This is a genomic window from Deinococcus marmoris DSM 12784 (assembly GCF_000701405.1).
GTDB classification, from domain to species: Bacteria; Deinococcota; Deinococci; order Deinococcales; family Deinococcaceae; genus Deinococcus; species Deinococcus marmoris.
Map to the genome: position 1 here is coordinate 1 of NZ_JNIV01000022.1, position 21,061 is coordinate 21,061.

The 21,061-nt window shown below is 62.8% G+C and carries 23 protein-coding genes, 2 tRNA genes and 1 pseudogene; 13 read left to right on the forward strand and 13 right to left on the reverse strand.

The annotated features are described in order from the left end of the window. From Q319_RS28185 to Q319_RS0107035, 8 genes and pseudogenes are all read left to right on the forward strand, one after another. Positions 1–288 (forward strand): annotated as a pseudogene (locus Q319_RS28185) (IS701 family transposase); the annotation flags it as partial. Positions 289–670: 382 nt separating this feature from the next. Further along, positions 671–1,483: a hypothetical protein gene (locus Q319_RS0107005; RefSeq protein WP_029481417.1), complete on the forward strand. Its 813-nt coding sequence runs from the start codon at positions 671–673 to the stop codon at positions 1,481–1,483. Between the two features lie 167 nt (positions 1,484–1,650). Continuing rightward, the gene (locus Q319_RS0107010) at positions 1,651–1,845 is read left to right on the forward strand and encodes a helix-turn-helix domain-containing protein (RefSeq protein WP_029481418.1); all 195 of its coding nucleotides are present in this window, start codon (positions 1,651–1,653) and stop codon (positions 1,843–1,845) included. After that, positions 1,842–2,012, forward strand: a complete 171-nt coding sequence (locus Q319_RS26920) for a hypothetical protein (RefSeq protein ID WP_156039208.1) — start codon at positions 1,842–1,844, stop codon at positions 2,010–2,012. Before Q319_RS0107010 ends, Q319_RS26920 begins: the two co-directional genes overlap by 4 nt. Then, positions 2,009–3,082, forward strand: coding sequence for a DNA-primase RepB domain-containing protein (locus Q319_RS0107020; protein WP_029481419.1), 1,074 nt, complete (start codon positions 2,009–2,011; stop codon positions 3,080–3,082). Before Q319_RS26920 ends, Q319_RS0107020 begins: the two co-directional genes overlap by 4 nt. Beyond that, positions 3,079–4,239, forward strand: coding sequence for an AAA family ATPase (locus Q319_RS0107025; protein ID WP_029481420.1), 1,161 nt, complete (start codon positions 3,079–3,081; stop codon positions 4,237–4,239). The genes Q319_RS0107020 and Q319_RS0107025 overlap by 4 nt, the downstream gene beginning before the upstream one ends. Continuing rightward, complete coding sequence (locus Q319_RS0107030; RefSeq protein ID WP_029481421.1) at positions 4,233–4,613, forward strand: TubC N-terminal docking domain-related protein; 381 nt, start codon at positions 4,233–4,235, stop codon at positions 4,611–4,613. The genes Q319_RS0107025 and Q319_RS0107030 overlap by 7 nt, the downstream gene beginning before the upstream one ends. 364 nt (positions 4,614–4,977) lie before the next feature. Then, complete coding sequence (locus Q319_RS0107035) at positions 4,978–5,442, forward strand: hypothetical protein (protein WP_156039209.1); 465 nt, start codon at positions 4,978–4,980, stop codon at positions 5,440–5,442. Positions 5,443–5,562: 120 nt separating this feature from the next. Here Q319_RS0107035 and Q319_RS29090 read toward each other — a convergent pair whose 3' ends face one another. From Q319_RS29090 to Q319_RS0107060, 5 genes are all read right to left on the reverse strand, one after another. Further along, positions 5,563–6,033: a DinB family protein gene (locus Q319_RS29090; protein WP_156039210.1), complete on the reverse strand. Its 471-nt coding sequence runs from the start codon at positions 6,031–6,033 to the stop codon at positions 5,563–5,565. Positions 6,034–6,404: 371 nt separating this feature from the next. Next, positions 6,405–6,938: a hypothetical protein gene (locus tag Q319_RS0107045; RefSeq protein ID WP_156039211.1), complete on the reverse strand. Its 534-nt coding sequence runs from the start codon at positions 6,936–6,938 to the stop codon at positions 6,405–6,407. Between the two features lie 258 nt (positions 6,939–7,196). Then, positions 7,197–7,643, reverse strand: a complete 447-nt coding sequence (locus tag Q319_RS28190) for a hypothetical protein (protein ID WP_156039212.1) — start codon at positions 7,641–7,643, stop codon at positions 7,197–7,199. Positions 7,644–8,246: 603 nt separating this feature from the next. Continuing rightward, the gene (locus Q319_RS0107055; protein ID WP_029481425.1) at positions 8,247–8,582 is read right to left on the reverse strand and encodes a hypothetical protein; all 336 of its coding nucleotides are present in this window, start codon (positions 8,580–8,582) and stop codon (positions 8,247–8,249) included. Between the two features lie 50 nt (positions 8,583–8,632). Beyond that, positions 8,633–9,070 carry a hypothetical protein gene (locus tag Q319_RS0107060; protein ID WP_051655182.1) on the reverse strand — a complete coding sequence of 146 codons (438 nt, stop codon included), beginning with the start codon at positions 9,068–9,070 and terminating at the stop codon, positions 8,633–8,635. A gap of 145 nt (positions 9,071–9,215) precedes the next feature. Between Q319_RS0107060 and Q319_RS26935 the strand changes: the two genes are divergently transcribed. The 3 genes from Q319_RS26935 to Q319_RS0107075 all read left to right on the forward strand — a co-directional run bounded on the left by Q319_RS26935 (position 9,216) and on the right by Q319_RS0107075 (position 11,327). Then, the gene (locus Q319_RS26935) at positions 9,216–9,590 is read left to right on the forward strand and encodes a helix-turn-helix domain-containing protein (protein WP_211252335.1); all 375 of its coding nucleotides are present in this window, start codon (positions 9,216–9,218) and stop codon (positions 9,588–9,590) included. Beyond that, positions 9,587–9,907 carry a type II toxin-antitoxin system RelE family toxin gene (locus Q319_RS0107070; RefSeq protein ID WP_051655183.1) on the forward strand — a complete coding sequence of 107 codons (321 nt, stop codon included), beginning with the start codon at positions 9,587–9,589 and terminating at the stop codon, positions 9,905–9,907. Before Q319_RS26935 ends, Q319_RS0107070 begins: the two co-directional genes overlap by 4 nt. Positions 9,908–10,106: 199 nt before the next feature. Next, complete coding sequence (locus Q319_RS0107075) at positions 10,107–11,327, forward strand: tyrosine-type recombinase/integrase (RefSeq protein WP_029481429.1); 1,221 nt, start codon at positions 10,107–10,109, stop codon at positions 11,325–11,327. 99 nt (positions 11,328–11,426) lie between these two features. Here Q319_RS0107075 and Q319_RS0107080 read toward each other — a convergent pair. From Q319_RS0107080 to Q319_RS0107100, 5 genes are all read right to left on the reverse strand, one after another. Continuing rightward, positions 11,427–11,502, reverse strand: a tRNA-Phe gene (locus tag Q319_RS0107080). 27 nt (positions 11,503–11,529) lie between these two features. Continuing rightward, positions 11,530–11,605 (reverse strand) — tRNA-Asp (locus Q319_RS0107085). Positions 11,606–11,733: 128 nt separating this feature from the next. Beyond that, on the reverse strand, positions 11,734–12,495 hold the full coding sequence (locus Q319_RS0107090) for a metallophosphoesterase (RefSeq protein ID WP_029481430.1): 762 nt from the start codon (positions 12,493–12,495) through the stop codon (positions 11,734–11,736). A gap of 136 nt (positions 12,496–12,631) precedes the next feature. Beyond that, positions 12,632–13,129, reverse strand: a complete 498-nt coding sequence (locus Q319_RS0107095; RefSeq protein WP_029481431.1) for a pyridoxamine 5'-phosphate oxidase family protein — start codon at positions 13,127–13,129, stop codon at positions 12,632–12,634. A gap of 96 nt (positions 13,130–13,225) precedes the next feature. After that, the gene (locus Q319_RS0107100) at positions 13,226–14,485 is read right to left on the reverse strand and encodes an MFS transporter (RefSeq protein ID WP_029481432.1); all 1,260 of its coding nucleotides are present in this window, start codon (positions 14,483–14,485) and stop codon (positions 13,226–13,228) included. 174 nt (positions 14,486–14,659) lie between these two features. Here Q319_RS0107100 and Q319_RS0107105 point away from each other — a divergent pair, with 174 nt between their 5' ends. Then, positions 14,660–15,583 (forward strand): aldo/keto reductase, encoded by a 924-nt coding sequence (locus Q319_RS0107105; protein WP_029481433.1) that lies wholly within the window; start codon positions 14,660–14,662, stop codon positions 15,581–15,583. Between the two features lie 249 nt (positions 15,584–15,832). Here Q319_RS0107105 and Q319_RS0107110 read toward each other — a convergent pair whose 3' ends face one another. From Q319_RS0107110 to Q319_RS0107120, 3 genes are all read right to left on the reverse strand, one after another. After that, positions 15,833–16,726 (reverse strand): ABC transporter permease, encoded by an 894-nt coding sequence (locus Q319_RS0107110; protein ID WP_029481434.1) that lies wholly within the window; start codon positions 16,724–16,726, stop codon positions 15,833–15,835. 36 nt (positions 16,727–16,762) lie between these two features. After that, the gene (locus Q319_RS0107115; protein ID WP_029481435.1) at positions 16,763–17,821 is read right to left on the reverse strand and encodes an ABC transporter permease; all 1,059 of its coding nucleotides are present in this window, start codon (positions 17,819–17,821) and stop codon (positions 16,763–16,765) included. A 250-nt stretch (positions 17,822–18,071) separates the two neighbouring features. Continuing rightward, positions 18,072–19,628, reverse strand: a complete 1,557-nt coding sequence (locus Q319_RS0107120; RefSeq protein WP_029481436.1) for an ABC transporter ATP-binding protein — start codon at positions 19,626–19,628, stop codon at positions 18,072–18,074. A 189-nt stretch (positions 19,629–19,817) separates the two neighbouring features. Between Q319_RS0107120 and pstS the strand changes: the two genes are divergently transcribed. Further along, the gene (gene pstS / locus Q319_RS0107125) at positions 19,818–20,840 is read left to right on the forward strand and encodes a phosphate ABC transporter substrate-binding protein PstS (RefSeq protein ID WP_029481437.1); all 1,023 of its coding nucleotides are present in this window, start codon (positions 19,818–19,820) and stop codon (positions 20,838–20,840) included. The last annotated feature ends 221 nt before the right edge of the window (positions 20,841–21,061 follow it).

Below are 21,061 nucleotides of genomic sequence, written 5' to 3' on the forward strand. Positions count from 1 at the left end.
CGGGGTTGGTCTGCCCTCACCATTGCCAGAACCACGCCACTTCTTTTGGGGCTGTTCTCTATCGTGACGCTGCTTGCCCAGCGTCTCTGGTCGCAGGGTGATGTGGAAATCAGGACTTGCGCCTGGTATAGCAAAACCCTGCCGACGTTCTCAGATGCCCTGGCGACAGTCAGGCGGGCGTTGTGGCGTCTACCGACTTTTACGATGTCCCGGTCATGCCGGGACATCGTAAAAGTCCCGCGACAGGTTTTTGAGCGCATGTCAGACGCGTTGTGTTACGCAGCTTGATTCCCAAAATGGACAAAGTCGAACTAAGCTCAGACGACGAAAAAACCCCGCCCGGAGACGAGGTTTAAACTTGGTGGCCAGAGCCGGACTTGAACCGGCGACCCAACGATTTTCAAGTGTACGGCGGCTCATATTACCTCCGTTTAGCCCGTCTCGACAGATTCTATTTGAGTCTTCTGGGATGGGCTTTTCTGGATTACTCGAAGGGTCAGCAGATCAGTTAAACTCATTTCGTGCTGCTTCATCCTGTATCGGTTGGGCACGCGTTGGGCACGACTGGGGAATGTGGAAGGATCGACAAAAGAAAACCGCTCCTGGAGGAGCGGGCCAACTGTTGCGGGTGGGCCTCTCCAATCTACACCGGGCGCGAAATGGAGCGCACATGGTACGGGAAGGCTTTTCGCCTGAGTTCACAGCCCCAATAATCGAGCGGGACGTTTTACGACTGCGTTTCCTTGAGGCTGTTCTCCTCTACTATCCAGGATCAGGCTCCAGTTTGCCGAAAGGCTGGCCCGCTTCTGATTTGCTAAAAGCCTGGCCCGCAATCGCGCAACTCTCTACCGCTGAATCTGGCGTCCTGTACATCGCCACCCGGAAGACTGAATCGCTTGATGACCTGCAAGCACAATGGCAGCAACGGGGCGCGGGGCCTATCTTCGATGAGTTAAGCCGGTGGGTGAAATCTGTGAACCTGCCGTATACGTGGATGCTGGGCGCGGCGTTTTTCGTGCTTGCACGTATGCCGCAAGCAACAGAGCCGCAAATGCTCTGCCGTTATCTGTTTATTGCCACTGCCCAGGCTCAGGGCGATTTTATGGTATTGCCCGCCCTGCATATGCCCCCTACTGCCGCTGCGGGCGTTTTTGAACTTGGCCCGATCCTGCCCAGGTTTTATCCCGGCAAAACAAGTGAATCGACTTATCGCGCGGAGTGCAAGCGAACCCTGGATGACTACATCTTGAGAGAGAAACGCGCCCACCGTGAACTGGGGTTACGCCCGCCCGAAGATGCTCCTAAAGAGGCCGAACATCTCAAGTGGCTGGTGGCTAGGGTTGTGGGGAAAAGGTCCTTAAAGGCAGTCGTTCAGATAGATGCGGATGGACGGGTGGGCATCACTGGAGTCCGGGACGGCACCATCAAGATGGCTGACCGCCTGGGTGTTCAGTTGAGTCCTGTGCGCCGAACTGAACCATAGGCACGGCAGATGTTTCTATCTTCTGAGTCAGGAGCTAGCAGAAAGAAACAGCACGAAACGAAAGCGCGTAGGAGTGTCAGTCCGGCAAGATCAGCACTCCCACGCACCCCCTTAACCCAGAGTTCCCCGCAAGGGGCACCACAGGACGACCATTGGAGGTCGCACCCATGACTTTACCCGTTCACGCTGAGCAACCCCAACGCCTGACCCGCAAACCCGAAGAGGCCGCGCCCATGCTGGGCGTCGGGCGCTGCGGCGTCTATGAACTGATCCGCACCGGCAAACTTCGTAGCATTCGCGTAGGCCGGAAGATTCTTGTTCCGCTGTCTGCCATCGACGATTTTCTAAGCGGCACCAAATGAAACGCCCCACGGAGGACGCCGTGGGAAGTAAGCAAAGTCTAGCGTACCTGTACGAGTTGGCCCGCTTGGACGCCCAGCGGCCCGGCAACACTGGCGCGGGCCGGAAGGTACTTGAGGCGCTGATGAACCTTCCGCACTTCCGACCCAGGACTGGGGGTGTGGCGTGACTCTCCCCTCTGAAACCGCCGCCTTCCTCGCCCAGTTCGACGGGCGGCACACCTTCCAGACCTTTGACGATCACTCCGACAAAAGTGCGCGGCTGTCCCGCGTGCTGCACGATCCGGCAGAGCTGGCCGCCCAGAACCGTCAGGGCGCGGGCGTGTTCGTGATGGTCAACGAAGGCGACGGCGCAGGCCGGAAGAATGCCAACGTGACCCGCGTGCGGGCGTACTTCGCAGACTTCGACGGTCAGCCGCTACCCGCGCGGTGGTCTCTTGAGCCTTCTATTCTGATTGAGAGCAGCACCGGCAAGTTTCATGCGTATTGGATTCTTGGAGACGGCGAAACGCCCCCTCTGGACCACACCTTCAATGTTCAGCAAGAGGCCCTGGCGCACGCGGTGGGGAGCTGTCCAGATGACTGCAAGGGTCTGGCCCGAGTGATGCGTCTGCCGGGGTTCCTACACCAAAAGGGCAACCTATTCATAACCCGCACCCTCTCCAGTACGGGCGAGCGGTTCACGCTGGCCCAGATACGGGCGGCCTTCCCCCTGCCTGTACGCCCTGCCGCACCGCTGGCCCCCATACTCAGCACGTACACCGGGCCGAGCAGCGCGCGGCGGAAGTACGCCCTCAAAACGCTGTACGCCGTTGTCGATGAGCTGGCCCAGGCGGGCGAAGGTGAGAGAAATAAGCGCATGAATGCCGCCGCGTTCCGAGTGGGCCAGTTGATCGGCGGCGGCCACCTGGAGATCGATGAGGCCCAGCCCCTTCTCTGGCAGGCGGCAGCATCGGCGGGCCTGCCAGACAACGAGATTAGAAGCACCGTACCGCGCGCCATACGGGACGGCCTGGCCGCTGCTGATCCGCTGGAACATGTGGGCGGCATCGGCGGCGGGATATGCGTATTCAGGGCCGAAACACCGGCAGTATTTGGGGCCAATCATTTGGGGCCAAAGAATGATTTGGGGCCAGGGGGCGAATCAAATAAAACACTGTCTGGCACGGTAAAAAGTATTTGGGGCCAGCGTTCCCAGCATATGAGGACCATCTGGGGAACGAAACGGGGGCGGCTGTGAGTCTGCGCTTCCGTACCGTCTCCGAGATCGGCACGCCGCCCCCTATCGAGTGGGTCTGGGAAAACCGCATAGCGCGGGGCTACGTGACCATGCTGGGCGGCGCGGGGGGCGTGGGCAAAAGCGCCCTGGTGGCCTCACTGGAAGTCGCGGTGCTGAGTGGTCAGATGTTCCTGGGCGGGGGCACCATTCAGGGGCCAATCATTCACGGCGACTTCGACACGGACGCCCGCGCCCAGATCCCGTGGTTAGAGCGCGCGGTGGTGGGCCAGGGCGTCTCGCGCGACGTATTGCAGCACATTACTTACGTCGACTCCGAGTCCGGCGGATTCATGGATGAGGCCGGACTGGCCGCCCTACGCGCCCACGCTATCGAGACAGGCGCGGTGCTGATCGTGATTGACGCCTTCACGTCTGCTTTTCCCATGATCCGGGGGAATGACGCGGGCGAGGTGATGCAAGTCATGGCCGCGTTCCGAGCGCTGGCCAAAGAGACAAATGCGGCGGTGGTGATTCTGGATCACACCCCTAAGCCCATGGCAAACATGCCCGAGGGGCGCGGGTTGCTGGGCAGCACGATCAAGAGCGCAGGAGCGCGGGCGGTGCATCTGCTGTCGCGCGTCAAGCCCAGTGAGGTCGGCGGCCAGGACGTGCTGAAACTGGAGGCCCACAAGAACAACCTGGCCGCCGTGGGTGAGCCGGTGGGCGTGTTACGGGTGTGGGAGGGCGACGGCCTACGCTTCGAGCTGTATGAGCTGCCTGACGCCGATCAGAACATGCCCAGCACGAAGGCCCGCAAGGCGCTAGAGGCGTATCTGGATGACCGGGCGGGTACTGTCATCCCCCGCAAAGAACTTTTCGACCAAATCATTACCCGATTGAACGTCTCCGAGCGGACAGTGAAGCGGGCTATGGCTGAGGTTGTCTCTGATGGGGCGGCCCAGGTAATCGCGCTGCATGGGCGCGGGAATCCGGTGGGCTACAAAAGCGTGCTTGAACCGGCTGACCCTGGCCCGCTGGATTCATTGACCCCCCCCGACAGTAGTGTAGAAGTGTTGGCCCCAAATCAAAACAGCGTGTCAGACAGCATTTTATTTGATTCACCCCCTGACCTCAAATCACCTGTTGGCCCCAAATCATTTGAGGAGGAGCGGTGGTAGCGCGTGACCTGTTGCGCGTGCTGGAAGGGCGCGGGGTGCGCCTGGGCGTCGACGGTGGATACCTGACCACCCGCGCCCCCGCCGGGGCCATCACGCCCGAGCTGGCCGCCGCGATCAAGGCGCAGAAAGCCGAGCTGCTACTCGAGTTGCAGCGTGGACCGGTCGGGGCGCTGGCCCCCCTGCCTGAACCGCTGGCCCGGTTGATCGGCGCGGCGATCTGTAATCAACTCAACCGCCCCGGCTTTCTGCCATCGGGGATCGTGCCCAACCTGGGAGAATATGTGCTGTCCTGCGCAGCTCAGTACGCGGCAGGCGTGGAACCTGACCGACAGCTCGAGGCGCTGTGGGCAGCACGTGGAGTGTGGGTAACATGACGCCCTACCCGCCGCCGCATCAGTGGGCCGCGCTGTGGCTCTCAATGGTCCTTGCCGCCCGGCGCGCAGCCCGACATGGTGATCTCCAGTGATCTGTCCCACGGCGCGAGGTGTGCAGTGAGCGGTGCTGTCTGCCTACGCGCGGATCCTGCCTCTCGGACCACGGCGCACCAGGGCGCGCACTCTGGCGTTGCGCTGTCTGCCGCTCGGTGGAGAGATGGGCCGCGCGCTGGTGCTGGCGTTAGACCTGGGCCTGACTCGTCGCGCGCGCCCCACCGTGGCCGGGATGCTTCTGGCCCGTGCGCTCCTTGCCGCTGCTGCTGTGCCAGCCTCCTCCTCCACTTCGCCCATGCTGGAGATGCCTATGACTAACCCCCCGAGACGCCCTGATTCCCTCGACTCCTCCATCGCTGGCATGGTGGCCTTCTATGACCGTCAGTTGGTAGTTCCCGAAGTCCGAGACGCGTCGAATGCAGGCGCTATTCGCGACATACGGGAGACGCTGCTGCTGATCGCCGACGAGGACCGCCTGAGCCGGGCTGAGGTTGCCCTAGTGCTGCTGGCCCAACGTCATCAGTTGACCGGGATCACTGCCATTGAACTTGGTTACCCTGCCGATCCAGAACACGACGCGGCTGTTCATACGACGCTGACCACCACCGGGCAGTTGTTGCAGCCCTATGCCACGCTTCACGGTCCGCAGGTGCAGCGGGTAGTCAATGATCTGGCTGAGGGACACGCTCCTCGCGATGCCGGCGACATGGCAACCCTGCTGGCCCTGGCGCTGCATGGGATTCCCAGGCCGCAGAGGCCACCCGCTCAGGCCTGACGGGGAACGAGGGGTAACGACAAGATCCAGGAATTTTACACCGCTAAGGAAAAAGCACGCGCCAGGACAGCGTTTCCAGCTTCTTGTCATTACGTCCCCAGTTTCAGCCGCTTGACCGCCTTAACTTCGCCAGGGTCCCCAAAATGTTTCTACGTCGGGAGCAGGGTGTCCGTTGGCACGGAGAGCGGCCACAATCTGGCCGCGATGATAGGCATCGTGCACCAGCATATGTACCGGGAGCAACTCGTAAGCGGCATGCGGCAACCGGTCCACCTGTCCACCCACGAGTACCTCCTCAATCAGGCTTTCTTCCGCGCCGAGCCACACCTCACGTGCACGGCGCAAAAATGTATGATCTGAGTCTTGACCATTCCATGCGGGGAGTGAGGCACGCAACGCGCTGGCCCGGTCAGCGTTCAAATGAGCCAACCACTTACACACGTCGAGGGCGAGGTGTTGCAGATGTTGCCCGACCGGTATTCCAGCCGGCACTGCTGCAAGTAGGGCATGCACGGGGATAACGTCGAGGAGGGCCGTGTTAGCTCCCATGTTCCGCGTCCACGCTTCACGGAGGAGTTCTGGCGTTTGCATACGTCAAAATAGCGCGCCGCGTCCAGCCTCATTTTCGCTGATGTAACGGTTCTGTCAAATCAACGGAACATGATGAACTACTTGGGCATGTTTCACCACTGGGTTGGGAGCATATCGGCCTGACTGGGGACTACCTGTGGCGGCCCGAAGAAGTGCCGCTGCCGGGGACGTTCCGCAACCTCAGCGATTACAGCACGTGCTGGAGGGTAAATTTCCCTTAGCGGTGTAAAATTCTTGGATCTTGTCGTTACCCCAACGAGGGCGCGTGTGAGGGTGGGGAGAGCAATGCCCCCGTATCCCTCCCTCTCCTGCTGATTCAACATGTCCGGCTGGGTCACGCGTGGCCCCTTCCAAATCATCCAGCAGCAAGGCTAGTTCGGCCCACCGTCAGATTCGGCATGGTCCCGGCGACTGGGCTGGACATCGATGGTTCGCAGGGCCTGGAGCTTCTCCGCCTGGCGCTCCTGAATGGCCTGACGGGCGTCATGGCTGATCTGCACGATGTGGTTGATATTCACGGTCTGTTCCACCTTCCTGAATTCGCCGTACTGTTCGCGGTCCCAGGACCGCATCAGGAATTCATTGGCCCGCACAGCGGCCATAGCGACCTTCGGATCGTCGTTGTTGGCGATGCGGTACATGTTCTCTTCCAATTTCAGCATCCGGGTACGGGTCATGAACTTGATCACGGCGTCATTGAAGGCCGGGTACTCGTCGCGCCAGCGCCAGATGGTGGCAAGGCTGACCCCGCTGGACTTGCTGGCCGGGTTGATCATGCCCTCACTCTGGAGATGCTGGAGAAACGAGGTCATGCGCTCGTTGCGGCTGCGCTGCGCTGGCGTCCAATCGGCGGGATCGCCGGGGCAGAAGGCCAGCGGGGCCTGCTCATCGGGGGAAAGAGTCATGCTGCCATGCTGCCGCATGGCTTGCTGGTGGTTGGCACGCTTGAGGCGGGGCCACCTATAGGCAGAAAATCAGCGGTGAAAAGTCTGAGGGCATCATGATGGGGACAGGGGCACCGGGGTCTGAAGGTGGGGTACCCGCCCCACCCTCTCTTGTCGCTCGGCGAGTGACGCCCTGAGACCTGCGGGGCAGACGTCAGAGAGTTCAGTGAAGCAGCGGACGATGGGCATGTCCCCCACGATCATAAGAGGCAGGGTGTATCAGGGGTTCGCGCAGGCCACCCGCAGGGCGTTGGGATCAATAGCCCGGAGGAGGTTCCGGTTGGCGCTGACCCGGTTGGCACCGGAGGCGCGCAACGCGTCGACGATCTTCGGAGTTGGCCGGTAGTTGAAGGCGGTGAACATGGAAATAAGATCCGGATCTGCGGCCAGAATGTACGGAGCACTTGAGGTGTACGGGTTGAAGGCGCTGGAGCTGCTGTACTCGCTGCCGTAGGAGCCGTACTTGTTGAAGATGCTGGAGCCGTTGTACTCGCTCCCGTATTTGCCGAACGCGTTAGAGATGCTGAGGTTGTCATATGAGCCGTTGCACGTGCCCAGAAAGGTGCCGTCAGCGGCGACGATCAAGGCACCGCGTAGTGGGCCGGCGGATGCAGCGCTGGTAATAAGGAGAGCGAATAGAGCTGTGGCAGGACGGATGTTTTGCATATGAGCCTCCAGCTAGATTGTCCTATATCGGGCTGGCTGGCATTGCCGTACATGTGGTCCCGACAAGCGGGCGAGGGACTAACCTACCTGTATGGCAATCGAGTCCCTCATACAAACGGTTCTTACTTTGGCCAGCGTTGTCGCTGCTGGTCTGCGGCTGGGCACTGAAGGCGAAGTGGGGCAGAGGCACTTTCCCAAGATTAAAATTGACGGATGTTGAATGTGCAAAGAGTGATAGTAGTTCTGGGCGTGATTGCAGCTCTTGGGACCGCATTCATCTGGCCGCCTGTATATGTACAAGTTAACGGCACTCGTCTCAACATGGACCAATGCATAGATGGTGGCGGCGAAAGGGTACGCCGTGATTGCCTTGAACTTGCAAATCCTGATGGGAGCTTGCTATTGGCCTACTTGGTGGTTATTGCCGGAGCAACGGCTGCACTGGCTTATGCCACTCGCCCACACACCTAATCATCGGCATCTCGATGTGCAGTCGAAGGCCAGCAGCAGAGAGGGCAGGATAGTCACGCCGTCAACCGACTCAAGCCCAGAGCCGAGCGGGCGGCCCCACCACTCGAAGGGGCCGCCCGCTGGTGTTGCTGGTCAGCCTGCGCCCAATGCCTCACGGATCACGGCGTCACCACTGTCGAAGGCGTCACCGGAACCGCGATACCGCGCGCCGTCAGGATGCCAGTACATTCCTTCAACCGACAGAACGGCACTCAGGGCGCTGTCAGACACCCCCGCCGCGTTCCAATGTCGCGCCCAGTCAAGCACCGTCGAATAGATCAAGGCGTGAAGGTGCTGACCGGCGGCGTCCTCCAGTGCTTCGCGGGTGGCACATGTCGGACAGGTATAGGGGCGGCCCATCTGTATGACTGGCAGAGCGGGAACCGGTGCGGGGCAAGAGTCACAGGTGGTCAGGATCAGTGTGGTCATCGGGCAACCTCCAGGGGGAAAGGTGGGGGCGCGGTGGCCCCCAGTCGGGTCTAGGCGGCGAAGGCGCGGGCGGCGGGGTACAGAGTGGACAGGTGCGCCCAGACGGTGCGGGCCTCGCCTTCCGTCAGGTCTGCAAGGCTAAGCAGCGGGGACCACTCCCCCAGCGCGGCGGCGGCGAAGGCGTAGTGCTGGGCGTGGGAGAGGCCCACCTTCCCCATGATCCGGTGCAACTCGCAGGCGCGGCCCTTGCCGATGGTGGGCGGCGTGTCCAGAACTTCGGCGGTCACGGTGAGGCGGTCAGCGCCGGACAGGGTGCGGGCGGCGGCGAGTACGTCCACCGGCTGCCCGTCCACAGTGGCCGTGAAGCCGGTGGCGGTGCGGGTCATGGTCACGGTGTAGGTGGCCGTGCCTGTGACCACGCTGCACTCTCTGTAGGTGGTGTGGGCCTTCCAGGTGCGGCTCATGGTGCGGGGTGCGGTAGTGTTCATCTTGCTCCTTAACTCAGGTGGGGAGTCAGGTGGGGACGCTTTTTCTTAGTCGGAGTGGCGTCCCTTCTCTGCTGCCCTAATAGTACAGCTTTCTATGTACTATGTCAACTATAGATAGACCTCTCTTGTGTGGTACTGTCTACGCATGACTATGACTGAGAACGGGGTGAACTGGCGCGTGGGTGAAGTGCTGCGCGAGCATGGGCTGACCGCGTACAAGCTGGCCGCAGAGCTGAGCGGCAAGGTCAACAGAAACAGCGTTTACGCCATCGCGCGGGGCGATACCGAACGGGTAGACCGCTCTACTCTGGCGGCGCTGCTAGATGCTTTGAAGACCCTTACCGGGCAGGCGTACACCGTGGCCGATCTGCTGGAATACGCGCCCACTGAAGAAGATACGGAAGAGACAGCGGCAGTCCTGGCAGACCACCCGGACATCCTTGAGCGCATGCGGGGGCTGGAAGCAGGAGAGTCAAAGCTGATCCCCTGGCAGGACGTGAAGGCTGAACTGAGCCTGTGACCCGCCCAGACCTCTTCACGGTCATCTTGACCGCTGATGCTCGCGCCGATCTGCTGGACATCTCTGATCAGCGCACCGTGAAGGCCATCGGAAAGCAGATCGACGGCCTGGAAGTTGACCCGGATCAGAAGGGGAAGCAGCTCACCGGGCCACTCAAGAACTTTCGGAGCATCCGGGCTGCTGGCCAGCGATACCGGATCGTGTATCAGGTGGCAATGGACGCCGAAACGCGCGCTGTGGTGGTGGTAGTCATCGGCATACGGAAGGAAGGCGATAAGCGGGACGCCTACGCAGTGGCAGACAAGAGGGTGAAGTGAGGTCCAGTCAGAGAAACATCATTCGGCCCAAATCAACTGCTTAACCGGATGGTCTACCGCCTCCCCCACTCTGGTATGTAGCTGCACCTTTGCACCAAATCATTTTTAGCGTGCTGGACAGCATGGAATTAGGGGCAGGGCAGTTTGCACCAAATCAAGTTTTGCACCAATAGACGGGGCACCAAACGAGGTTGACCGCATGGCGAAAAAAACAGAGCAACCCACGGTGAAGCGGGGCAATGGGCGCGGCAGTGTCCGGCGCTTGCCTTCGGGGCGCTGGCAATGGCGGGCCAGTATCGAGCTGTCGAATGGGGAGCTGGTGCGGGTGGCCGGAACGGTTGACACCAAAACCGAGGCAGAAGAGGCCCTCAGCCGTGCCAGGACGGACGCGGCGCGCGGTCAGTTCACCATGACGGAGAAGACCACGCTGGGCGAGTATCTGGAGGCGTGGCACGCGGTCAAGAAACAGAGTCAGGCGGCGACGTATGCCCGCAGTCACGAAAGCATGATGAACGTCCACATCCTGCCCAGCCTGGGCAGACGCCGCCTATCGACGATCACGCCGCGCGACCTTGAATCCTTCTATGCCGGACTGACTTATCAGGACGCGCGGCGCGGCGAAGGATTGAAGGGCGTCAAGCCACTGGGCGATTCCATGAAGCGGCTCATTCACAACATGCTGTACCAGATGTTCTCGGAAGCGGTGCGGCATGGCGACCTGCCCCGGAATCCGGCAGACGTGGCGCGACCCAAATACACGCGGGAAGCGGCGCGCGAAGTGACAGTGAAGGCGTGGACAGAAGAAGAGGCTGGAAGGTTCTACGCGGTGGCCAGACGTGACCAGCGCGGCACGCCCTTCTGCTTCATGCTGGCGACTGGCCTACGGATCGGGGAGGCCCTGGGCTTGCGCTGGGAGAATGTAGAGCTGGGCGAGGCATCTGCCGCCGTCCATATCAGAGAAAGTCTGGTTAGCGTCAATGGGCACGCGCACCGGACCACACCCAAAACAGCCCGGTCCCGCCGGACGGTGCGCGTGGCTGGGGACGCCCTGGCGATCCTCAAGGAACAGCCGCAGAAGGTGGCCCTGGATATGGAAGCCCAGGCCGCCCGATACGCCCCCAGTGACGCCGTATTCACGAACTCGAAGGGTGGGGCGATTCTGCCGGACACGGTGTATAGCTTCATGCGGCGGCTGTGCGCGGCGGCAGACGTGCCCTACAAAGGGACGCACGTTCTACGGCACAGCTTCATTTCAATCCAGGGGCAGCACGGGCGGCCCGTCGAGGTCATCTCTGCCCATGTGGGCCATGCCCGCGCGTCATTCACTCAGGACCGGTACAGGACGGTATTCGATAAGGAACGTGAGGCCCTGACGCTGGACTTTCCCGCACTCATTCCAGACTCAGAAAGGACGCCATGAAAAACCCGTTGGGCACGCGTTGGGCATATGGGCCAGTTGGGCACGTTTCAAGCTGTCAAGACAAAAGGAAAAAACCCCGTCTAGGACGAGGTTTAAACTTGGTGGCCAGAGCCGGACTTGAACCGGCGACCCAACGATTTTCAATCGTTTGCTCTACCAGCTGAGCTATCCAGCCTTGCTTTCCCCGCAGGGGAGAAAACAGTGGCGGTCCGGACGGGATTTGAACCCGCGACCTTCTGCGTGACAGGCAGATATGCTAACCGCTACACTACCGGACCATACTTTTTTCTGGTGCTTGATTGTCATTGTGCTGCCCACGAAAAGCAGCGGGGTTAAGGATAGCCGCGCTCTGGGAACTTGTCAACAAGCACTACAGTTCTGCCGGGCACATTTCCGCCGGGACAGCTCAGAACGGAACGGCCCGCACCGCCTGAAGCGCCACGTCGCCGGAGTCGCCGAGCATCAGTTCCAGGTACTCGCGGGCGTGCAGGGCGTCAATCATGGCGAAGCGGTGGTCCTGATCCAGCAGGATGGCGTCGTCGATCTGGGTGTGGCCGTAGACGCCGAATTCCAGACCTGCCATCTCCACGTATTCCGGCGTTTCACGGAACCAGCGTTTGGCGCTGCGGTCCGCGTAGAACAGATCGTCGTAATGCGTGTGGGCGGGCAGCGGCGAGACGTGGGCGAACTGGACTGCCCCCATCCGCAGTTCGCGGGGAAACCCGGCGATCCAGGTCCGCAGGTGTTCGGGCAGAAGCACGCCGCCGCGCTCGGGATCAAACTCCAGATGCACCAGACCGCCGCTGGTCCCCAGGGTGTAGCTGCCGTTCAACACGGCGTCGTCGTGGTTGCCCAGCAGGATGTGGACCGCGTGGGGCGCGGCGGCCTGATAGGCCCGCAGAAGTTCCAGATGCGCCGCCTGATTGCGCGCGGCCAGCAACAGATGTTCGGGGTCATACATGTCGAAGCGCGGCAGGCCGGTCAGCCGGGCATACTCGCCCTCGTTCTTGGGATGAACCAGATCCCCGATCAGCACCACCTGAAACAGTCCGGCCTGCACCGGGGGCGTCGGCAGGAACGCGCCGTCCACACAGCTCGCGGCGCGCAGGGCGGCCCACAGGGTTTCAAAATCGGCGTGTACGTCGCCAAAGGCCAGAAACTTACGCATCTGAAGCACAGTTTACCGGGCGTGAGGACCAATTGGGCACACCACCCGGCAGGCACGGCCTGAACATTCAGACATGGAAAATCCCCACCATCCAGAAGATTGGGGGGTGGGGAACAGCCTGGAGGCGAGGCCGGTCTTACAGATTGACGGTTTCGTTGTTGCCCATATCGCCACGTTTGCCGGTGACGGCACCCTTGGCCATCTCGTACAGGCCCTTGATCTTGCCGGGGCCTTCCCACAGCTCCGCACCGTGGGCACTGATCTTGATCAGTTGGACGTTGGGATCTTCCTTGCCGCCCTCGAAGTAGGTCTTGTAGAAGTCGCTCCACAGCTCGTCCAGCTTGGCGCGGTCCTCGACCAGTTCGGCGGTGCCGGTCAGGCTGACATAGTTGCTGTCATCGGGATTGGAATAGCTGACGTTCACCTGCGGGCGCTGGCGCATGTCGTGGACGCCCTCGGTGTCCTTGCCGCCGATAAACCACAGGTCACCGTCGAACTCTACCTGCTGGGTGGTCATAGGGCGCGCGTGCATGTGGCCCTCATCGGTCACGGTGGTCAGCATGGCGAACTTGACGTCCTTGATGATGCCGGCAATATGTTTGATGGACTGTTCACGGGTCAGATCGTCGCTCATAAGTCCGAGCCTGCCACGCACGGGCCAGGGGCTGTGGGAGTCCCCGCACCGTCTGAATAACAGGTCAAGAAATTCGCTAGACGGGTTAAGCGAAGTCTAGGCCGCCGCCTGCTGCCCTTCGTGCGCGTTGTCCGGCACCTTGCGGACCAGCAGCACGCCCGCGATGAAGAACAGCGCCGCGATGCCGAAGACCAGCGTGTAACCGAAGTTGTCCCCGCGCGCGTTGCCCCAGTCCAGCAGCGCTCCCTGCGGCGCACTGCTCATCTGCGGCGCGACGAAGGCCACATGCCAGATCCCCATGTCGCGGGCGTAGCTGCTGGCGCTGGGCATGGCGTCGCTGCCCAGCGCCCAGTCCACGCTGGTAAAGGCCCCGAAACCCAGCCCGAAGAACAGCGCCAGGGCCAGGGCCACCGGGTAATTGGGCGCAACCAGCAGCAGCAGCGCGGCGGCGGCCATCGCCGCACCCGCCACGTAGATCACTGGCTTGCGGCCCACCCGGTCACTGATCCGCCCGCCGATCAGCGCCGAGACGATGCTGCCCACGATGATGCACGCCAGCATGATGCTGGTGCTGGTGGGGGCGTCAGTCTGGCGCAGGACGTCGCGGTTGTAGTACTGGAGGAACGGCTGCACGCTGTACTGCCCCAGCGAGAACAGCACCCGCGTCAGAAAGACCCACAGGAACGCCTGATGGGCGAACAGTTCCCGGATGCTCAGGGTCTTTCCGCCTGCCGTTTCCAGCGGTCTGGGATGGGTGGCCTCAGGAATGCCGCGCATGGTGATCAGGGCGGGAAGGAGCAGCACCACGGCGATCAGCACGAACGACACGATCACCGGCAGCTTGAGAATCCCCACCGCGAAGGCCGCCACCGCCCCCAGCAGTTGCCCCGACGCCTGAAGCAGCGCCATCACGCCGCTGTACCGTCCGCGTTGTTCGGGCGGCACCAGTTGAGGGATCAGGGCCGAATACGGGGCGGTGGCGTAGTTGTTGCCGAACTGGACGAAAAGGAAACCCAGCACGTAAACCCAGAAGCCGTTCATGCCAGTCAGGGTCATGGCCGCAAAGCCCATGATCGCCAGACCCACCAGATTGACGGCCACGCCCAGCCGCATGTACGGCAGCCGCCGCCCGCTGCGGTCACTGTGCGCGCCCACCAGCGGCGGCAGGACCAGCGCCATTACCGCGCCAATCGCCACCAGTGCGCCCAGATAGGTACCCTTGCGCGCCTCGCCCACGAACATTTCCACGTTGGCGGGCATCAGGATCAGCAGCAGCACCAGCCAGTGAAAGGCCGTGCCGAACCAGAAGGCGGACAGCACCCACGGCTGGGGCGGACGGGGAGGAATGGTTGTCATTTCGCGAAGTATAAGCGCGCCGTGAAGGGATCAGGTTCAGATTGGAGCGGAGCTAAAAGGACTCGGCAACGTTCTATCTCTATGGATGTTCTGTCCACAGAGGGGTTGCGTTCACCAAGGGATTCGGGCAATCGCCTCATGGGGGCGGCACTCCCACAGCACACAATGGGGGCCATGCAACAACGCAAACTTGGCAAAAACGGTCCCGATGTCTCTGTGGTGGGTCTGGGGTGCAACAACTTCGGGGGCCGACTGGATCAGGAGGCCACCAATGCGGTGGTCAGGGCCGCGCTGGATCACGGCATCACGCTGTTCGACACCGCCGACATCTACGGCAATCAGGGTGGCTCGGAAACCATGCTGGGCAAAGCGCTGGGATCAGAGCGCGGCAAGATCGTTCTGGCCAGCAAATTCGGAATGGATATGGGCGAGGCGGGCCAGGGGGCCAGACCCGAGTACATCCGCAAGGCACTGGCCGACAGCCTGAAGCGCCTGGGGACCGACTATCTGGACCTGTATCAACTTCACAGACCGGACCCCGAAACGCCGCTGGCCGACACGCTGGGCACGCTGCACGAACTGGTGCTGGCCGGGCAGGTGCGGGCCATCGGTTGCTCCAATCTGGACGCGGCGGGGGTGCGGGAAGCGGCGCAGATCGCAAAGGACCACAATCTGACTCCCTTCATCTGTGCCCAGGACGAGTACAGCCTGCTGGTGCGGGACGCAGAGGCCGAACTGCTTCCCACCCTGGAAGAGTTGCAGATGGGTCTGCTACCGTACTTTCCGCTGGCCAGCGGCCTGCTGAGTGGCAAATACGGCCCAGACAACATCCCCGAAGGTACGCGCTTCGCCTCCTCGCAGGGCGCGCAGGACAGGTACATGACGCCGGACAACTGGCGCAAGGTGCAGGCGCTGGAGGAATATGCCCAGACGCGCGGACACACCCTGCTGGAACTGGCCTTTAGCTGGCTGGCCGCCCAGCCCACCGTCAGCAGCGTGATCGCCGGAGCCACCAAACCGGAGCAGATCGCCCAGAATGTGAGGGCGGCAAGCTGGGAGCTGGACACCTCTGAAGTGGAGGACGTTCTCAAAGGTTGACGCCGGACGACGGTGAAGAGGCAGAGCGGGGGTAGGCAACGACGATAATCAGAAACCTTTTTGACGAATGATGTGGGGATCGCTTTTTTGCTGTATGCAGCAAAGTGGACGATCCCCAGTCAGATTCCGATAAAGCCGCTGCATCACACCAGCTTGCGCGTCATCCAGGCCGCGTGTCCTCAGTTCCCACTGACGCTGCGGAAAGTGTCGGGGACTGGACAGGACATAACTACTTTTCCGACAACTGCTCTAGCGTTCGCCGCGCACGTAGGGCCTTCCCAGCCCGGCAGGCGCGTCGCCCTGCTGACCCCGCAATCCGGCCAATGCCAGCACCACCAGCACCAGAATGAAGGGCATGGCGTTGAAGACTTCCGTGGGCACGGGGCTGTTGCCCTGCAAGCGGAATTGCAGGTAATACAGAAACCCGAAGAACAGCGCCCCCAGAACAGCGCGTAGGGGCCGCCAGCCCACGAAAATCACCAGCGCCACGGCAATCCAGCCCAGACCCGCCGTCATGTTGTCGGCCCACGACGCACGGTACGACAGCGCCAGAAAGGCCCCGGCCAGTCCCGACAGCGAGCCGCCCGCCAGCACCGCCCAGATTCTCACCGCACCCACGTTGACGCCCAGTACGTCCGCCGCCGCCGGGTTCTCACCCACCGAGCGCAGGGTCAAGCCCGAGCGGGTGGAATTGAGGTAAAAGGCCAGGGCGGCGGCCAACAGCAACGCCGCCACTGTGAACGGGTTGATGACAAAGCCGCCCAGATTCCAGTCGTTCACCTTGTTGAACAGCGGCAGGCCCTCGAACTTCTTACCCAGCAGGCCCGCCGCCCCGGTGCCGATCAGCGCCAGCGCCAGCCCGCTGACGAATTGATTGGCGCGCAGGGTGACGGTGGCGAGCGCGTGCAGAGACGCCAGCGCCGCGCCCGCCAGCATGGACGCGCCCACGGCCAGCCATAGATTCGCGTCCGGGCTGCTGGAGGCCACCGCAAAGGCCGCCAGCGCGCCCACGGCCATCATGCCCTCCACGCCCAGATTGACCACGCCGCCCCGCTCATTGATGATTGCGCCCAGGCAGGCCAGCAGCAACGGCGTACCCACCGCCAGCGCGCGGATCAGGGCTTCGACGACGATGTTATCCATGTGGGGCCTCCATCCGGGATGTTTTGATTTGACCCCTCACGCCCGCGCTCCCCAGACCACGCGGTTACGCACGAACACTTCCGAGGCGATCAGACACAGCAGGATCACGCCGGAAAATACGTCCACCACGCGGAAAGGCATGTTCAGATCGATCTTGAGAATATCGCCCCCGGCCAGAATGACGCCCATGACCGGGGCGGTGATCAGGCACAGCGCCGGGTTGCCGCGCGCCAGCCACGCCACGATCACCGCCGTGAAGCCGTAGCCCAGGCTGATCTGCCCGGCTTCCAGCAGGCGGTGGTGGATTCCAGCCACCTCGCCCGCCCCAGCCAGACCCGCCGCGCCGCCCGTGATCAGGGCGACGATGGTCATCACGCGCGCCGAGCTGATGCCCGCGTAGCGCGCCGCGCCGGGATTCTCGCCCACCACGCGCAGGGCGTAGCCGAAGGTGGAGCGGCTCAGCAGCCATTGCAGGCCCAGCGCCACCGCCACACCGAGAACGAGCGTGGGCCAATGCACCTGCGTTCCGGCGATCACGGGCAGGTTGGCCGCGTCTGGAAAGGAATCGGTGTAGATGTAGCCGCGCACGTCCTTGCCCTTCCACGGCCCGGCGATCAGGTACGTGACAAGCGCGACGGCGATGTAATTGAGCATCAACGTGGACAGGATTTCGTTGACGTTCAATCGGCGCAGCAGCGCGGCGATGAGCGCCCACAATCCGCCGCCCACCGCGCCCATGATGAAGACGGCGGGCAGCAGGATCGGCCCCGGCAGCGGCACGAACAGCGCCGTCCCCGCCGCGAAAACCGCGCCCAGCAAGAGTTGCCCCTCGCCGCCGATGTTGAAGAACTGCGCCCGAAAGGCAATCGCCAGACCCGAGCCGATCAGCAGCAGCGGAATGGTGCGCCGCCCGACTTCGGCCAGCCCGGTGGAGTCGCCCAGCGTGCCGCGCAGCATGGTGGAGTAGACCTCGGCAGGCGAGACGCCGTAGAACACGAAGATCAGCGCGCACAGGGCCAGCGCCACGGCGACGGAGGCCAGCGTGACCAGGCCCGCGCGGGTGGTGGAGGGCGCGGCGAGGGGGATGAATCTCATGGGGTCACCTGGGAGGTTGGAGTGAAGTGAGTTGAGGTGAAAGGGTAGCTCCCACGGTTTAACCCCTCTGCTTCGCAGCTCTGCGAGTCCGGCGCTCCGCGCCACCTCCCCTTAGAAGGGAGGCAAGAGTTGCGGAATCGCCGGGCCAGCAGCTTTTCTTGGCTCCCCTTGAGGAGAGCTGGCTGCGAAGCAGACTGAGGGGTTAACCGTGGGGCCAATTCCAGAACATCCATCATCGACAGCCTTTCCCTCACGCCCCCACCCCCTGATCCGCGCCCGGCACACTGTGCGGGTGCGCGCCGCCCATCAGCAGGCCCAGCGACTCGCGCGTGACTTCACCGACTGGGAAGGGGCCGCGCAGTTCACCGCCCACCATCACACCGATGCGGTCTGAGAGGCTGAGCAGCTCGTCTAGATCCTCGCTGACCAGCAGCACGCCTGCGCCTTCATTGGTGCGCTCCAGCAGCACGCGGTGAACCTGATCGGTTGCGCCGATGTCCAGACCATAGGTGGGATGAACCGCCAGGATCAGCCGGGGATTGCCATGCAGCTCGCGCGCCAGGATCAGTTTCTGGATGTTGCCCCCGCTAAGCAGGCGGCTGTGGGTGTGGATGCCGGGGGTGGCGACGCTGTACTGCTCGACATCCTGCCGCGCCCGCTCGTCGGTGGCTTTCAGATCACGCGCCAGCCCGCGCGCCAGCGGGAAGCGGTCATAACCGCGCAACGCCAGATTGTCGGCCACGGTCATGCTGGGCACGGTGCCGCTGTGAATCCGGTCTTCGGGAATGTGGGCCACGCCGCCCTGAAAGCGCTCTGCCGCGCCGCCGGTCAGCGGCTGGCCGTCCAGCGTGACCGTGCCGCGCGCCGGGTGCAGACCGGCCAGCACCTCCACCAGTTCGCTCTGGCCGTTTCCAGCGATTCCGGCCACCCCCAGCACCTCGCCGCGCCCCAGCGTGAAGCCGACGCTGCGCAGGGCGGGCAGACCGCGCGAGCCGCTGGCAGTCAGATTCTGCACGTCCAGCAACACTTCACGGTTCGCCGGAGCTGCACCGCGCTTGCGGGTAAAATCCACGCCCCGGCCCACCATCAGCTCGGCCAGACTCTCGCGGGTTGCGCCCGCCGTGGGCACGCCGCCCACCACCTTGCCGCGCCGCAGCACGGTCACGCGGTCCGCCACGTCCAGCACCTCATCCAGCTTGTGCGAGATGAAGATCAGGCTGCGGCCATCGGCCCTCAGCTCACGCATCACGCGGAACAGGCCCGAGGCTTCCTGGGGGGTCAGGACGCTCGTCGGTTCGTCCAGAATCAGCACCCGCGCGCCGCCCAGCAGGGCGCGGATGATCTCCACACGCTGCTTCTCGCCAGGGGACAGGTCAGAAACGCGGGCGGTAGGGCCTACCTCCAGCCCATATTTTTCAGAGAGTTCACGCACGCGGCCCGCCACACCCCGCGCAGGAAACAGGCCAGAGCCGCCGCCCAGCGCCAGATTCTCGGCCACCGAATGCCTTGAGACCAGCAGCGGATGCTGCGGCACCAGACCGATGCCCAGCTTCTTGGCCTCTGCCGGGCTGCCGATGCGGACGGTCTGACCGCCCAGTTGCACCGTACCCTCGTCGGGCTGATACAGGCCGTACAGGATGGAAATCAGGGTGCTTTTGCCCGCGCCGTTCTCGCCCAGCAGGGCCAGCACCTCGCCAGCAGCAACGGTCAGGTCGACGCCGTCATTGGCCACCACGCCCGGAAAACGCTTGGTAATCCCGCGCAGCTCCAGCGCGGGCGGACTGGAATTCGGTTGTGGCTGGGTCACACCCGCAGTTTGACAGGTTCTGAAGGCTTGATGAATGTTAGGTTCGGACACTCAGCCCCAGACACGGCGCTCGGCATCTGACCCCGCCCAGACCCAGGAAACCTGATCCGCACCTTTAACGATCCGGCCTGACATTCCGCTGACTTCCCAGTGACCGGGGGCTGACACTCGGCCCGCAGACTCGGAGGCATGAAGAAGATTTTCCTGCTGGGCCTCGCCCTGATGGCCACGTCCGCCTCTGCCCAGAGCCTGACCGGGGCAGGCGCAAGCTTTCCCTACCCGCTGTACAGCAAGATGTTTGCCGAGTACAAGAAGGACAAGGGCGTGAGCGTCAACTACCAGAGCGTGGGCAGCGGCAGCGGCCAGAAGCAGATCATCGAGCGCACCGTGGATTTTGCCGGATCAGACAACCCCATGAGCGATGAGACCATGAAGACCGCGCCCGCCAAACTGCTGCACATTCCCACGGCCATCGGCGCAGTGGTGCCGTCGTACAACCTGCCCGGCGTGACCGCGCCACTCAAGTTCACCGGCAAGGTGCTGGCCGACATCTACCTGGGCAAGATCAAGTTGTGGAACGACAAGGCGATTGCCGCCCTCAATCCCGGTGTGACCATTCCCCCGCTGCCAATCACCGTGGCGCGGCGTAGTGACGGCTCCGGCACCACCTTCGTGTTCAGCGATTACCTGAGCAAGGTCAGCAGCGAGTGGAAGACCAAGGTGGGCACCGGCAACAGCCTGGACTGGCCCGTGGGCACCGGGGCCAAGGGCAATGACGGCGTGGCAGGCGTCGTGAAAAGCACGCCCGGCGCACTGGGCTACGTGGAACTGGTGTACGCCAAGCAGAACAAACTGCCCTACGGCAGCGTGCAAAACCGCGCGGGCAAGTTCATCCTGGCCGACAACGGCCCTGCCAGCAAGGCCGCCGAGGGCGTCGTGATCCCTAGTGATACCCGCGTCAGCATCACCAACAGCCCCAATGCCGACGCCTACCCGATTGCCAGCTTCACCTACGTGATCTTTTACCAGGAGCAGAAGTACGGCAACCGCACCGAGGCGCAGGCGACGGAACTCAGGAAAATGCTGAGCTGGATGACCACCACCGGGCAGCAGTACAACGAGGCGCTGGACTACGCCAAGCTGCCCACCAACGCGGCGAACAAGGCCAGGAGCATCATCGCCAGCATGACCTACGGCGGCAAGAAGCTGTAAACGACGGACGGATGACGCGGGATGTGGAGGGAGATTTTTCCTCTGCGTCCCGCGTTTTTTGGCACCGGGCGGGATCTGGATGTGGGCCTTCGGTGTTCGTTTCTGGCCTGTCCGGTGGCCCCCTCTCGCCGCCACGTTCATAGCTCTCCACAGTTCTGCGGGTCACCGGCAGGGGGAACGGGCCCCGAACATCCTTCCCCACCCCGTCCCCTGACATCCCC

Excerpts from the sequence above, each read along its gene's own strand:
- Q319_RS0107060 (WP_051655182.1), bottom strand. The coding sequence starts at position 9,070 with ATGAACACTACCGCACCCCGCACCATGAGCCGCACCTGGAAGGCCCAC.
- Q319_RS29090 (WP_156039210.1), bottom strand. The coding sequence starts at position 6,033 with ATGCAAACGCCAGAACTCCTCCGTGAAGCGTGGACGCGGAACATGGGA.
- Q319_RS0107075 (WP_029481429.1), top strand. The coding sequence starts at position 10,107 with ATGGCGAAAAAAACAGAGCAACCCACGGTGAAGCGGGGCAATGGGCGC.
- Q319_RS26935 (WP_211252335.1), top strand. The coding sequence starts at position 9,216 with ATGACTATGACTGAGAACGGGGTGAACTGGCGCGTGGGTGAAGTGCTG.
- Q319_RS0107045 (WP_156039211.1), bottom strand. The coding sequence starts at position 6,938 with ATGACTCTTTCCCCCGATGAGCAGGCCCCGCTGGCCTTCTGCCCCGGC.
- Q319_RS0107095 (WP_029481431.1), bottom strand. The coding sequence starts at position 13,129 with ATGAGCGACGATCTGACCCGTGAACAGTCCATCAAACATATTGCCGGC.
- Q319_RS0107105 (WP_029481433.1), top strand. The coding sequence starts at position 14,660 with ATGCAACAACGCAAACTTGGCAAAAACGGTCCCGATGTCTCTGTGGTG.
- Q319_RS0107010 (WP_029481418.1), top strand. The coding sequence starts at position 1,651 with ATGACTTTACCCGTTCACGCTGAGCAACCCCAACGCCTGACCCGCAAA.
- Q319_RS26920 (WP_156039208.1), top strand. The coding sequence starts at position 1,842 with ATGAAACGCCCCACGGAGGACGCCGTGGGAAGTAAGCAAAGTCTAGCG.
- Q319_RS0107100 (WP_029481432.1), bottom strand. The coding sequence starts at position 14,485 with ATGACAACCATTCCTCCCCGTCCGCCCCAGCCGTGGGTGCTGTCCGCC.
- pstS (WP_029481437.1), top strand. The coding sequence starts at position 19,818 with ATGAAGAAGATTTTCCTGCTGGGCCTCGCCCTGATGGCCACGTCCGCC.
- Q319_RS0107055 (WP_029481425.1), bottom strand. The coding sequence starts at position 8,582 with ATGACCACACTGATCCTGACCACCTGTGACTCTTGCCCCGCACCGGTT.
- Q319_RS0107005 (WP_029481417.1), top strand. The coding sequence starts at position 671 with ATGGTACGGGAAGGCTTTTCGCCTGAGTTCACAGCCCCAATAATCGAG.
- Q319_RS0107115 (WP_029481435.1), bottom strand. The coding sequence starts at position 17,821 with ATGAGATTCATCCCCCTCGCCGCGCCCTCCACCACCCGCGCGGGCCTG.
- Q319_RS0107035 (WP_156039209.1), top strand. The coding sequence starts at position 4,978 with ATGACTAACCCCCCGAGACGCCCTGATTCCCTCGACTCCTCCATCGCT.
- Q319_RS28190 (WP_156039212.1), bottom strand. The coding sequence starts at position 7,643 with ATGCAAAACATCCGTCCTGCCACAGCTCTATTCGCTCTCCTTATTACC.
- Q319_RS0107110 (WP_029481434.1), bottom strand. The coding sequence starts at position 16,726 with ATGGATAACATCGTCGTCGAAGCCCTGATCCGCGCGCTGGCGGTGGGT.
- Q319_RS0107090 (WP_029481430.1), bottom strand. The coding sequence starts at position 12,495 with ATGCGTAAGTTTCTGGCCTTTGGCGACGTACACGCCGATTTTGAAACC.